General features: G+C 38.9%; 12 protein-coding genes and 2 pseudogenes. 2 read left to right on the forward strand and 12 right to left on the reverse strand.

The features are described from left to right. On the reverse strand, positions 1 to 1,090 hold a 1,090-nt coding region (locus QOS06_RS09970; protein WP_283595983.1), incomplete at its 3' end, for a BspA family leucine-rich repeat surface protein. 605 nt (positions 1,091 to 1,695) lie between these two features. Between QOS06_RS09970 and QOS06_RS09975 the strand changes: the two are divergent. Beyond that, positions 1,696 to 1,893 (forward strand): annotated as a pseudogene (locus QOS06_RS09975) (helix-turn-helix domain-containing protein); the annotation flags it as partial. Here QOS06_RS09975 and QOS06_RS09980 read toward each other — a convergent pair. The 10 genes and pseudogenes from QOS06_RS09980 to QOS06_RS10025 all read right to left on the reverse strand — a co-directional run. After that, a complete protein-coding gene (locus tag QOS06_RS09980; protein WP_152743183.1) occupies positions 1,834 to 3,138 on the reverse strand; it encodes a DNA methyltransferase in 1,305 nt (434 codons plus the stop codon). The pseudogene QOS06_RS09975 and the gene QOS06_RS09980 sit on opposite strands and share 60 nt — an antisense overlap. A gap of 15 nt (positions 3,139 to 3,153) precedes the next feature. After that, positions 3,154 to 3,525: a DUF5388 domain-containing protein gene (locus QOS06_RS09985; RefSeq protein WP_152719824.1), complete on the reverse strand. Its 372-nt coding sequence runs from the start codon at positions 3,523 to 3,525 to the stop codon at positions 3,154 to 3,156. Continuing rightward, positions 3,525 to 4,412 carry a ParA family protein gene (locus QOS06_RS09990; protein WP_152719822.1) on the reverse strand — a complete coding sequence of 296 codons (888 nt, stop codon included), beginning with the start codon at positions 4,410 to 4,412 and terminating at the stop codon, positions 3,525 to 3,527. Before QOS06_RS09990 ends, QOS06_RS09985 begins: the two co-directional genes overlap by 1 nt. Before the next feature lie 1,187 nt (positions 4,413 to 5,599). Next, entirely contained in the window at positions 5,600 to 7,708 is a 2,109-nt protein-coding gene (locus tag QOS06_RS09995) for a coiled-coil domain-containing protein (protein ID WP_152719820.1), read from the reverse strand. A 291-nt stretch (positions 7,709 to 7,999) separates the two neighbouring features. Continuing rightward, on the reverse strand, positions 8,000 to 8,398 hold the full coding sequence (locus QOS06_RS10000) for a replication protein (protein ID WP_191990288.1): 399 nt from the start codon (positions 8,396 to 8,398) through the stop codon (positions 8,000 to 8,002). A 25-nt stretch (positions 8,399 to 8,423) separates the two neighbouring features. Beyond that, positions 8,424 to 8,795, reverse strand: coding sequence for a type II toxin-antitoxin system RelE/ParE family toxin (locus tag QOS06_RS10005; protein WP_283595984.1), 372 nt, complete (start codon positions 8,793 to 8,795; stop codon positions 8,424 to 8,426). Further along, a complete protein-coding gene (locus QOS06_RS10010; protein ID WP_204785163.1) occupies positions 8,788 to 9,048 on the reverse strand; it encodes a type II toxin-antitoxin system RelB/DinJ family antitoxin in 261 nt (86 codons plus the stop codon). Before QOS06_RS10010 ends, QOS06_RS10005 begins: the two co-directional genes overlap by 8 nt. A gap of 159 nt (positions 9,049 to 9,207) precedes the next feature. Next, positions 9,208 to 9,795, reverse strand: a complete 588-nt coding sequence (locus tag QOS06_RS10015; protein ID WP_086141023.1) for a tyrosine-type recombinase/integrase — start codon at positions 9,793 to 9,795, stop codon at positions 9,208 to 9,210. Positions 9,796 to 9,924: 129 nt separating this feature from the next. Further along, positions 9,925 to 10,326 (reverse strand): arsenate reductase (thioredoxin), encoded by a 402-nt coding sequence (arsC, locus tag QOS06_RS10020; RefSeq protein WP_283595989.1) that lies wholly within the window; start codon positions 10,324 to 10,326, stop codon positions 9,925 to 9,927. Positions 10,327 to 10,331: 5 nt separating this feature from the next. After that, positions 10,332 to 10,637 (reverse strand): annotated as a pseudogene (locus QOS06_RS10025) (arsenic resistance protein); the annotation flags it as partial. A gap of 131 nt (positions 10,638 to 10,768) precedes the next feature. Between QOS06_RS10025 and QOS06_RS10030 the strand changes: the two are divergent. Continuing rightward, positions 10,769 to 11,905 (forward strand): IS30 family transposase, encoded by a 1,137-nt coding sequence (locus tag QOS06_RS10030; protein WP_283595991.1) that lies wholly within the window; start codon positions 10,769 to 10,771, stop codon positions 11,903 to 11,905. 146 nt (positions 11,906 to 12,051) lie between these two features. On the opposite strand, the gene QOS06_RS10035 is transcribed toward QOS06_RS10030, so the two are convergent. Continuing rightward, on the reverse strand, positions 12,052 to 13,752 hold a 1,701-nt coding region (locus QOS06_RS10035; protein WP_283595993.1), incomplete at its 5' end, for a mucin-binding protein.

The raw sequence follows: 13,752 nt of genomic DNA on the forward strand, positions 1-13,752 counted from the left end.
TACTCATGTCAGTGACATTACTAGTGTCCCAATCAGCCAGCGAAGTTAAATCGCTAATTGAATTGCTTTCAAACATGCTACTCATGTCAGTGACATTACTAGTGTCCCAATCAGCCAGCGAAGTTAAATCGCTAATTGAATTGCTTTCAAACATGTGGCTCATGTCAGTGACATTGCTTACGTCCAAATTAGAGCCATCAAATTTATTTAAGCGTGAATGTGCAAATGCATATGGCCAATCTGTTCCAATCGCTTTTACTTTTTGATTACTTGTTTTGCTGAAAGCGATTGTTCTTTGTCCCGACTTAGCTTTATAAGAAAGTGAACGTATAGTCTTAGGCGTAATACCAACTTGTTTACCAGCGGTACTAATACCAGCTTTTTCAAAATCAGCTTCATTTGGCACAATTACGTGATCAGCATCACCGGTATAATCAGTTAATTGATAATAATCACCTTGCACATGGCCTTTCCAAGCATTTACATCAAGCTTGCCCCATGTAGCTTTATCAAAGCCACCATTAACCGCGTTATTTGAACCGGTCAAAGCCACCTTGGACGCTAATAACGACGAAAAGTTAAAGCTTGAATTTTGATTTACTGATAATGACAAATTATCAGACAACTGTTCATTACTTGGGTTGCCAGCAGCACTTGTTTGCCGATTCGGGACTGGAGCATTAGTCTTATCAACGCCCGTATTAACTTGACCAGCTGTCAAAGCTACATTATTTACTTGCTTAGTTACACCTTCAGCCGGCGATCCTGACGCTTGCCTTAGGATCGTTGAGTTAGTTGTGTCACCAGACGAAACCATTGAACCTGATGAATTAACTGAACCAGCACCAGTCGACGTACGTGTAGCTCCTGTCGAACCGCTGGTACCGGAATCTTTGTTAACAACCTCAACACTATCGTTACCAGCACTTACCGTAGGATTAACATCAGCGTACGCGGCCCCATTTTGCAGATAAAAGACCGTTCCTAATAACACTGACGCAACTCCAATTGACAACTTGCGAATCCCATAATGGGGAACCCGCTTGGCATCATCTTCCATTTTGTGTTGAATATTGTTTTTAGATACCATCAAAGACACTTTCTTTCTATACGTTTATACTTTCAACGTTGTTTTGATTAATGACATAAGAATTGTTATTTTCTTAGATATGCTAAATAATCCTTATCCGGTAATTCGGAAAGGATTGATTTCAAATAATTAAATTGTCAAGTCACGGTTGTTTACTTCTCAAATTAAGAAAATTCGTGTTGCTAAATATAGAAAGTTAACGCAAGCCAAAGTATCATTTTCCATTGCTAAAATGTGCTTTACATAATTAGTTGGAATTTAAAGCTAAATAATAAAATCATTCATAAATAATTTCTATCCATAGCGTTGATAAATTAATCTCCCCAAAAATCACAGCATTAAATTATCAATTGCTAATACTTTAGTAATTAATCCATCTCCTTTTATCACGTACACAATTATAGTATAACTAAATTTACTAAAAACGTAAACCAATTAGATCATTTTCTTGTTTTTGATTTATCAACTAATCTATTATTTTATCTATATGGTGGATTATAGAATGAAGTTAGCCACCCAGTTGGTGGTAAATAAAAAACGCCATTCGGCGTGACATCAGGTATCATATTAAGTGAACCAAACCTATATGAAAGGATGTACGTCAAATGACGCACTTAAATGATACCATGTCTACTAGTTTATTGACTACTCATAAAAAGAATGCTCATCTTACTAAAGAAGAACGTGTGATGATTGCGACTTTAAAGTCGCAAGGACTTTCCAATCGCGCAATCGGTCGTCAATTAGGAGTGAACCACCAAACCATTAATAATGAGCTTAAACGTGGTACAGTTTGCCAAATCGGTAGTAGGCCAAACTGACTCAACAACTCTACCTTTTTGATCTGATAAATAAATTTTGCGAATAACCCTTTTATTATCATCACTAAATTTAATTTTTCCCTCATGGAGTTCTTTTTCAAATGTTTCTTTACTGAAACGCCAACCATTTTCAGGATGCTTAATTATTGAACAGTCAGAAGCTGTAATGTCATATTGAAGATTTGGACGCCAAGCAGAATTTCTGACATCAGACGCTCGCCAAGGACCTTTAGGATCATTGTCTGGATTCTTGTAATTCTTATTATTTTCCTTGGTTCTTGGTAGTAAGTTCAGTTTGAAGGCATCAGATTTTTGATATATCAGAATTATATTATGGTGCAGTGAGATTTCATTGCTATATCCTTTACTCTGCCTGTTATTGATCCAAATAACATCGGAAACAAAGTTTTCTCTACCAAATATTTGATCGAGTAAAACTTTGGCATAGTATATTTCGGAGTTATCTAATACTACCCATAAACTTCCATCGCGGCTTAACAGCTCATGTGCAATATCAATTCTATTTTTGAAAAATGTTAACCAAGATGCATGATTGAATTTATCATTATAAGGGAAATCATGTCCTGTATTGTAAGGAGGGTCTAAAAATATTTGCTTTATTTGACCTAAATAATGCTTTCTTAGACTATGCAGTGCAATTAAGTTATTACCCTTAATAATGAGATTATCATCATCGCTGAAATCAGTAGCTTCATGTTCTCCGTTTTTGTCATATCGCTTAGCATTAATCAACACTTTGGGTTCAAAAAGCTCACTAATTTCAGAATGTGCCAGTGTCTCATTGAGAAATGGCTCATTTGCATCAGTCTCATTATCGACATCTTCTTTACTCATGCCAGCCTTGAGAACTGTGTCTTTATAAGGAAAATCCAATACGACATCAGTAGAATCATTGATGAATTTGCCATTAATAGTTAATCCAATTCTATTAGCATACTTAGTAAAACTATCCTGCCAAAATTCCTTGTACTCAAAAACATCAAGGAACTGGTTCAATTTAAAAATTTCAGTATCGGCGACTTTTTCCGTGTATTGGTCATGGATTTGCTGATTAGCTAGTAGCGCCGTCATCAAATCACGGTCATAGTGGTCTAGATCTTCGATGACTTTATTCCGCTTTAGTGCTCCATTACTATCTATGTATTTATTGCCAAAGCCGGAGAGGACAGATCTTACTTGTTCCATAATTTTAGATTCAACTTGCATATTGTTCACCTATATCTATTTCTCTTTTTTCTCGAACATTTCCAGCCAAAGCTCATATGCCCGCTTTTCATCGGCATTCAATGAATTCAGCACACGTTCAATAGCTTGGTCAACAGTGGCATCTTGAGTAGCTACACTGAGCGCATTTTCCAGCGCATTAATCTTCAACACGGTCTTCTTTTGCAGACGAACTGTCTGGTAAGATTTACGCCCACTCTTGGGTCTGCCAGGGTGCTGCTTCTTGGGACGCTCCTGTTGATAATCCTTTTCGACCTGTTTGGTCATCTTCGTGGGGTCATAGGTCTCTTTTGGCTTGGAGATCTTTGTTTCCGTAATTGGTTTTGGTGACTTTTTCTTAGCGCTCTTATTGAATTCGAACTTAGCCATTATTTCAATTCAACCCCTTTGTCTGTTAGGCGGGTGACGATTTCTTTCGTCAGTGCATTGTAGATATAATGCAACCGGGTATCGTGCATATCATACTTGGTTAAGCCTTTTTCGGCGATCCCAGTACGGTCATAGCGCTTGAGACGCTCCATGTGCCGGATAATCTGATTAAATAGCATATCTTTCCCAAAGTCGGCTTCGGCATCCTTTAAAATCTGGTTGTCGAGGCCGACGTTGTTTTTGAGAAGGACGGCTAAGACACCCAAGATATCAAAGTCAATGTTAGCGTAGTCGTTATACATCTGCTGAAGATACTCAAAGAACGTTTCAGCACCGTCCAGTGATCTTTGCTGGGTTTGGAGAACGATAATAACAAAATCGGTAGCGTAAATAGCGGAGTCGGTAAAGATAGATAGCGTCGGTGGTACGTCAATGATAACGAAGTCGTACTCATCACGAACTTTGGCTAACTGTTGGGCAAAGTAAGCAATGCGCTGCTCCTTAACCTTGCTCATTTCACTTTGGAGCGTATTGCTGTTACCAGCTTCGATCTTTTCCTTATCCAACATGTACTTCATTTCTAAGAAATCTGGATAATTTTTGAAATCTTCAGACGATGGCAGCAAGTAAAGGTTGTCCATAATATTGACGATAGCAGACTTAATATTTTCTTCCGTTAGCGCGACCATCATAGTTTTATCAATTTGTAGATCAACTCCGTTCTGTAAGCCGTATGTTCGTCGAAGTAGTTGCGTTGCATTGGCTTGCGGATCTAGGTCGCAAACGAGCGTTTTATAACCTAATTTTGCTAATTGGTAAGCAGTCATAACTGAGTTCGTAGTTTTTCCTACTCCGCCTTTCATATTGCCGTATAAAATAGCTGGCATCGTCTTCACTCCTTTGAATTCCCTGGTTCAATTTCATAATTAGTTTACTACAAGTAATAAGGAACGGCAATCGTAGCTATTATATAAGCATTGATGGGTAGGATTAATAATTGTAGTAAGTTATATATTTACTACAGTTATATATTATAGTAAACAAATTATGAAGCAGAGAAGCATGGACTGATTCAAAAAAATTTTAACGGTTCGTGAATTAGTTGTAGTAAGTTATATATTTACTACAGTTATATATCGTGGTAAGTTAATTTGTTTTTCAAAAAATAAAAAGCTGTTAAATCAACGTTTATCGATGTAGTAAATATATAACTGTAGTAGGTTATATATTGTAGTAAGTTATATATTTACTACAATTATATATTTACCACAATATATAACGTACTACAGCAAATTCGAAAGCATTTACATTCATGCCGGATTAGCGTATCTTAATAGGTGAAATAGTCTTGGCGAACTACTTCACCAACTAAATATTTTAAGAGTAAAGAAAAAGCCCGCTGAAGTATTGGCGTACTTCAACGAGCTACCGACTTAGCTAACTACCCTAGCTAATCGGGGTTGTCATTTCATTCATATATAAATTATATGAAGAAATGGCATAAAATTCAAGTGATTAAAACTGGGATTGGAACCCGAAAAAGACAAAGGCACGTAGTTAAATCGGCTACGTGCTTTTTCTTTTGGGTCGCACCCGTTAAACTCGCCAGCAGTGGCACTGCATCGTAGTCGCATCTCGAAATCGCCCGTGATTCCTTGGACGTGTAGGAATTGTAGTTAACAACCATGGGAACGCCAATCCCTGCATTTATCACATAATGCTAAAAGAGTGGCATAGGAAGCTTCGGAAATGCTACGGACAACCTTATTTACTATGCGAGTTATTCGGGTTCTCGCAGAAGATTCTCTTTGAATGTAGAGAAAACCTAAAACCAACCCTGAGGTGAATAAGGGCAAGGGCGGAGTGCGCTTAAACTGTCTGCATTGCTTATTTGCTGAGCTAATAACGTAAGTTGTTGGTTGAGTAAATAAGCGATGGGTTGAATGAGAGCGAACTCTCTCGAAACTTTTTAGCCACAGATAGGCTAGGTTTCGAGAGAGCACGGCTGCGCAAGCGGAGCTTGCTTCCTGGGGAGTTAAGGTGAAGTACGTTCTTTTTAATAAGAGGTTTGTTATTAGCGTTCCCACTCATCATCAACTTGTTGTTTAAGTGATTTTTGGGTTTGTTCTTTGGTCTTTTGAAGTTGGTCAGTGGTTGCACTTAGGAGTGCTCTTTTAAGTTTGATGATTGGGTCGTTCATTAGTTGGATTTCTTTTTGAGCATTAGGCTTATGTAGGGAAGCTTGAATTTTTGAAAAATCTACGTAGCTGCTTTGAAGTTGAATAGGTTTTTTTGGATTAACTGGTGGCAATAAGCTTTTAGTGACCTGATTAATGAAGTTGGTTGCTGTAGTTTTAATCTTTTGGAGAACTTGAGTAGTAACATCTATGAGGTATTTTAGAGGTTGCCGGAGGTGTTGTTGTCGGCCGTTGGTAGTGATGACTGCTTCCGGTACTTCATTTGGTTTAAGTAGTTGTTGTTCTACTTTGTGGTTAGGGTCGTGTTCGGTAATTGTATCAACTAGTTGGTTTTTGTAGCCGTTGATGTTGTTTTTCATTAGTTGTTGGCTTTGTTGTAGTTGAGTGTTTTGCCTAGTTAGTTCTTGGTTGGTGCTTTCTAGGTTAGCTTTGGTACTGTGAGCCTTGAGGAGTTGTTGGTTAATTTGCTCTAGTTCATTTTGTACGTCTGTTTTGTCTTGTGTCCATTCGGCTTGCTGGTCTTGTCGCCAATTATCAATTTCTTGTTCAATTTGAGCAACGTTATCTTCGGTTACATTAATTGGTTGGTTATTGCCATCGGTTAGCTCGTTTTGGGCGATTTCTTTTTGGGCATTTTTGATTCGTTGTTGTTTGCGTCGTTTGAGCTGGTTATTAGCTTCGTCTAGTTGGTCTTGTAGGACTTTGAGTTGCTGGCGTTGAGTAGCCAGTTGTTGCTCTTGTTGAGCTTTTTGTTGTTCAGCTTTCTGGCGTTCTTGGTCAGCAGTTGCCTTGGCTTGCTCTGCCTTTTCTTTATCGTCCTGAGCAGCTCTATTAGCCCTTGTAATGCCTTTAGCCATTTCGAGGGGTGATAAGTCATTACCGTCTTTATCGACTGCCTGGCGGCCTGTGGTGGCTTCATAGATGTCCTTGAGATTTTTAGTGACGGTTTTGACTTGTGCTTGCATATCGTTATTTTGGTCATTCAATGTTTTGGCTTGGTCTTGAAGGTTTTGGACTTTCTTTTGATGGTCAGCGATTTCTTGATGTTGGGCCTTTAGTTGCTCCATCGATAGTCCCGTTTGTATAGTCTTATCTTCCTTGGTTTTGCGTTCAAAATCGAGGATTTTTTTATTTTCGGGGACTTGGTAGGTCTTATGTAATTCTTGCTCCAAGCATTTTAGGGCGAACTGGTCAAGATTAGCTCGATACCATTTGAGTGCTGCTCGGCCTGAAGCCGTTTTGCCTGTGACAGCTTGATGAAGGCTTACTAAGGCTTGGTTTAATGAATTAGTGACATGTGCTGCCCGTTTTTTACCCCCTCGGGTCATGCCAAAGGTAGCTACTTCAAAATGGATATGTGAAATGCCCATTTCATCATTGTTGGTTGCGTAACGGCCACGATGTAGGTAATCACCAACATTAATGCGTTGCTGATGAACTTTATTTGCTGGCCACCCGATATTGTTGTTAGTGGCCTTAATTAAGGCTCGATTGAAACAACCATAAAATTGTTTAGCAACTGCAATATTATTTTGAATTGGTTTGTTATTTTCGTCTTTAAGCTTGAAAACCAAATGGGTTGTGCCGTCCGGTAGTTTCTCTTCTTGATATGAATCTTTTGGACAGAATTGTTGCATTAATTTACTTTGAACTTCCATATTGCCGATGGTTAATACAGCGGTCGCCTTCTTTTTCCGTTTTAGGTAGTTTTTAACACTGCCGTATTGCCGTTCTGCGTGTCCCTTTTCACGTTGATGTTTATCGTGTTCCTCAACATAGTCTTTGAAATGTTCATCGTTCCATTGGTCGATTGCTGCTCGTGTTTTCGGTGATTCATCATATTGATTAAATTGAGTTTCGCTGAACACAATATCTTGGTTAGCATGATTAATACTTTCATCATGTTCAACATGCTTTTGAATGCCAGAATAACCGTTTGTATCTTTAGCTTGTAAGTCTGTTGTTACCGTACATTTAATAGCCATAATATCATCACCTATATAGTGTTATATTTAATATCATTTTAGCATATTCGATATTAAGTAAAGTGGTTAACTTATCCAATTTACTAGCTCCCTAGTCAAAATGGAGTAACCCATTTTGACGGTCGCTCTCGCCGAGGGCATTAGGAACACATTTCCTAATAACCATTGATTTAATTTTCAAGATTGCATTTGAAAATTAAATATTACCTTTTAATCAAAAGGTAATGCCAAAATAAAAAAATTCCCAATGTCTTTCGATAAAGGGAATTTTATTCAAAACAACATCAACAATTAGTTGCTGTGTTTTGAGCCATTGGGTAATTCATTATTATTTAATGGATTACTTCCCAATGGCTGCTTGTGATTTTGTGTAGTCACTTCTTGTTTAGCTTTTGCTAAAAAGGCGGTCACAAAATCAGCAATATCTTTCCGAGAATATGGCTTCTTTTCCTCGCCAATTTCGGATTGAATAACATCATCTAACACAGACTTAGTATTGCTGTTATTCATTGATGAAATCATGATAGCTTCGGCTAATTCAGCTTTCCATTTTAGTTCGTTTAATGCTAAAACGTCAGCGTCATGTTTCATTTGCAGTTTCTTATATTCCATATCTTCTGGAACTGTGCGGCCGTTTAACTTCTTGGCTTTCAGTTCTTGCCAACGAGCAATGCTTTTTGGAGACATCATGGGCAAAACTTCTTTCTAAATATAATTAAAATAAGTCAGAATGGGTCCCAATACCAACTAAATAAACGATTTCTTGGTTAGTTCGAATATATAGCAATAAATGGTCGCCATTATGACCGTCAAAGTGAAGGTCTAATCCTTTAATTTCAACCAGACTAAGGGAACCCAAACGATTCTTAATTTGGCTTTTTTGCTGTGCCGTCAAAGTAATTGAGTGTTCGTAAAAATAATCGGGAATTGGTTCATCATTTAGAAAGCAATTAATTACATATTCCCATGGCGAGCGATGGTCATCTGGAAATGGGACTTCACCATGGAAAATACTATGCCAACGTGGGTTTTTCTTTACCCTTTTACGCTGCTTCTTAAAATGATTGGTCGGGATAACTTTACTCATCTAACAATTTCTCCAGTTCATTATAAGAAGAAGCGCCTTTTAGCTTGTGTTCGCTTAAATCATCAACTGCTTCGTTAATTGATGACATGGTTTCTGCATTAGGAATACCCCAATACTTTGGTAGGCCATCATTAGCTACAGAAGACAAGGTCATACGAATAAAACTAGAAATGGATAGCCCATGAGCGGCTAATTCTTTGCTAGCCTTTTCTTTAACGTCAACTGGGATACGACTATCTACTCTTGCGTCCATACTAATCACCTCGCCTATATTGTATGACAAATGACACACAAAATCAAAAAATAGAACATATTTGGTATTCTACCGCGCTACCGCTTGCTGGACTCGTTAATCAAACCGGTTTATGACTAAACCTAACCTGATTAACGAGTGAGATTGTGAGGTTACTGCTTAATCAAAATTAACTTCATCGAGCATTTTTTCACGGCTAACTTGGTCCAATCCCAGATACTTTAAGGTCATAGCTTCAGATGTATGGTTTAGAAGGCTCATCACCAGGCCAATATTGTAATGGGTTTGCGTGTAAACACGGTAGGCACCCGTTTTTCTCATGCTGTGGGTCCCAAGGTAGTTAATTCCTAGTAAGTCACCAGTTCTAGCCATGATTTTGTAAAACTGCTTTTCTGTGATATGCCGAGAATGGTCCCGTGAGGAGGGGAAAAGCCACTCCGATTGAATGTTTTGCTCGTTTAGCCAGTTAAAATAGTCGATTAAGTCTTGTTTTACTGGTTTAAGGTATAAAATATTAGGTTTTCCGGTCTTTTTATCGCGAATATAAGCATTTTTCTTGATGTCCCCATCAGTTTTATAGATTTCGTTGCGTCTGAGAGCCAACACATCACTCACTCGAAGCAGAGTAGCCTTGCCAACCTGGAAAATTGTGTAATTCCGGCGTCCTTCACGAAAATTATGGAGTAAAGTATCTTCAACTTCGTGGAGGACGTTGGTATCTTTGATGGGTAATACAAGCTGTTTCATAGTAATTTTTGCTCCTTATTTAGGGGCTACTTTTTGTATATATAAATTAAAAGCCCCTATATTCTGATTGTAGAATACAGGGGCTTGACATAGCAACATTCTTTAGGGGTTATTTATTAAAAATAGACCCTAAATTAATCCTTTAACTAATTGTTTAATCTCATCACGTACTTGGCGAAACACTACCATTTTCTGTTCAGGAGTACCTTTAGCTTGTGCGGGATCAGGTAACGGCCAATGAACGCTTTGGGCCTGAGGAGGAATCACCGAACAGCGATCCCTAGCATCACCGCATAAAGTCACAATTAAATCAGCTGAATTGAAATAATCTAGGTCAATCAGCTTTGATTTTTGCTGACTAATATCAATGCCGTCTTCAGCCATGGCCTCTACTGCATAAGGATTAAGACCGTGTTTTTCAACACCAGCACTTCTACATTCATATTGATCCTTGAGCAATGCTTTGCCATATCCTTCAGCCATTTGGCTACGACAAGAATTACCAGTACATAGGAAATAAATCTTTTTCATAGCTTTTAATAGAATTTTCTCTTAATCCATAATGCCACATCAACTAACAGAATCATCACTGGTACTTCGACCATGGGGCCAATAACGGCCGCAAATGCTTCTCCTGAATTTAGTCCAAAGATACCAACGGTAACCGCCACGGCTAATTCAAAGTTGTTACTTGCAGCCGTGAACGATTGAGTAGCCGAAACTTCATAACTTGTGCCTGTCTTCTTTGCAATCCAGAAAGTGATAAAAAACATCAAAACAAAGTAAAGAAGCAAGGGAATTGCAATTCGAACAGCATCTAATGGAAGTTGAACTACTCGCGCTCATTTAACTGAAAGGTGGATTATAGAATGAAGTTAGCCACCTAATTGGTGGTAAATGCAAAAACGCCATTCGGCGTGACATCAGGTATCATATTAAGTGAATCAAACCTATATGAAAGGATGTCCGTCAAATGACGCACTTAAATGATACCATGCCCACTAACCTTTTGGCCACTCATCGCAAATATGCACACCTTACTAAAGAAGAGCGAGTGATGATTGCGACTTTAAAGTCGCAAGGACTTTCCAATCGCGCAATCGGTCGTCAATTAGGAGTGAACCACCAAACCATTAATAATGAGCTTAAACGTGGTACAGTTCGCCAAATTCGTCGTCAAAAATTCAATGGTAAGACTTACGATTACCCTTATCACATCTACAGTTATGAAGCTGGTCAGAATATTTATCTTAAATGCCACCAACGGTCCGGTCGTCCTCGTTTATATTACCGCTCAAAGCGTTTTTTACAATTGGCCGACCAATTAATGCTTGGTGAATTTGATGAGCATCGTTACTCTCCTCAAGCGGCTATTTATAAGGCACGTGATTTGATGAGTGATGATTCACTGATCCCTAAGTCTGTTGTGACTTTGTATCAGTGGATTAATGATGGGGTATTCCGTACGTCTAACTTGGACCTTTTTGAGAAAACTAAACGTAAACACCATCAATCTCATCCACAAGCCAAAAAGTGCTTAGGACCTAACATTGCTCAACGTCCACAGGTTGCGGACCAACGGTCCGAAATTGGTCATTGGGAACTAGACACTATTCAAGGTCATAAAGATGGCAAGGATAGCGTTGTTCTAGTAATGACTGATCGTTTTTCACGGGTTAATATTACGAGAAAAATTACCAGTAAAACTGCATATGCAGTGAATCATTTTTTTGTTGAGTTGCGTCAGAAGCTTGGCAAGAGTGCTTACTATCGCATTTTTAAAACAATTACTTCTGATAATGGTTCTGAATTTAGTGAGTTAACGCGAGTTCATGACCATGTTTTTTACACTGACCCATATTCTCCTTGGGAACGCGGATCCAATGAAATCAATAATCGTTTTCTCCGGAAGGAGATTACTAAGGGCCAAGTTATTAATGATTATAGTAGTGCCCAGATTATAGCGACCAATAACTGGATGAATCACTATCCACGAGCCATATTTAATGGACGTTCTGCAATGGATGTTTACTGTAAAGCATTCTATCAAGAGATGTCACGTTCTCATCAACCAATAATTAATTGGTCAGTGCTATTTATTTCAGCTTAGTGGCTAACTTATTCTTGAAATTTAGGCTTGATTAACATTTTTCAGATTAAGTTAATATTACCAACACGAAAAAGGACCCAAGGAGCCGAATAGTTCGACTTCTTGAGTCCTTCTTATTTAGGAAAGCAAACTAACATGTAATTCTGCTAGTCACGCTTCTTCTTGAATCCTGCAAGACCAATTAGGCTAGTCAAACTAGCTAATGCCAAACCAGCAGCGCTAAAGCCATTTCGTGATTCGTTACCTGTTTGTGGTAACTGACTTTGCTTGTGGTTATTAGCATTATTGGATTGACCCGTTGAAGAAGTTGAAACTTTCTTTCCATTATTGTCTTGAGATGCACCATTGTTATCAACAGCAGAGTTGTTACCGTTCTTCTTGTCATGATCGTTAATTGTTGGATTTCCAGGGGTTACCTGACGATCCTTAACGACATTAACAATTTGAACACCACTCTCTGTGATAACAAGGTTTGGTGTTTCTCCATCCTTGAAGTGGTAACCGGCAGGAATGGTCAGTGTAATCTGATCATCTAACTTGCCAGTGACAGTTTCCGTCTTAACCACATTACCGTTTTCGTCAACGTACTTAATGATGTTAAGAACGGGCTTCGTTACTACTTCTGGGTTATCAGTGTCGTGTTTATTCGTGACCACATAAACTGTTCTAACAGGTTGATTTCGATCGATGACCCAACTTGGTACATTTCCGCCATCAATGTGATATCCACTTGGAACATTGATATTAATCTTGTCACCAGTATGGCCAGAAACTTTATCAGTCTTCACAATCTTACCATTTTCATCAACGTAATTAATTGTTGTTGAATGGGTGTTTTGAGTGTAGGTGATATTAATAGTTGTATCGATATCATCTGCAGTCACCTTATGAGCGGAGACTTTACTCTGGTTTGGAGTATAGTCATCAATCGCTGGAACATCAACTTTATCCCAGCTGCCGGTACTCCACTGGCCATAAGTGACATGACCAGTAACTTCATCCAAATCACCAGTCCGCGTGAGCGTAGCCGTTTGCGTGGTCGTAGTCGTCTTCTTGGTGGTTGGATCAGTGATGTTAATCGTCCGCGTTACCGTCTTGTTCAAGTCGGCTTGATGACCACCATCAATTGTGGTCTTGCCATCCGGCGTCTTTTCGTCGGGCTTGATTGGATCAGTTGGTTGAATGGTCCGGTGGGCGTGGTCAACTGTAATGACCGTGTCGGGGGTCGAAGCTCCCTTGAACGTAATTGTGGCTGGCACTGCCTTAACAGTTGAACTATCCGCAATCTTCCAACCAGCCGGCAGACTGGACTTGCTGTCAACCGTTTGGCCGGTCTTCCCCGTTACCGTATCGTTCTTGATCACTTTCCCACTAGCGTCTTTGTATACCACGTGCGTGGTTTGGTCATTAGCAGTGTAATGAATATTAACCGTAGCATCTTGCGTATCACCATTAACAGTTACTTCGTCTACACGACTTTGGCTAGGAGTGTAACCAGCGATTGTTGGAACATCATAAACATTCCAAGAAGCAGTACTCCAATCTTGCCAAGTAGTTTGATGAGTAACTTGGTCTGTCAATCCGGTTCGACTAAGTGTTACCTTTTGAGTCTTAGTCAGTACATGACCGCTAGGATCCGTAACATTAATCGTCCGAGTAACATCCTTATGATCAGTGGCATTTTGTGTCAAGTGACTTAATTGAACGGTAATATCATGATTATCATTGCCAGTAAACGTATACGTACTTGGAATCTGATTATCTTGATGATAACCATCGGGTACTTCAACGTTGACATCAACAGTTTGACCGGTCTTCCCAGTTAATGGGATAGACTTCACAACCTT

It is taken from the genome of Limosilactobacillus sp. DJ3M12 (genome assembly GCF_947381695.1).
In the GTDB taxonomy this organism is placed as follows: Bacteria; Bacillota; Bacilli; order Lactobacillales; family Lactobacillaceae; genus Limosilactobacillus; species Limosilactobacillus kinnaridis.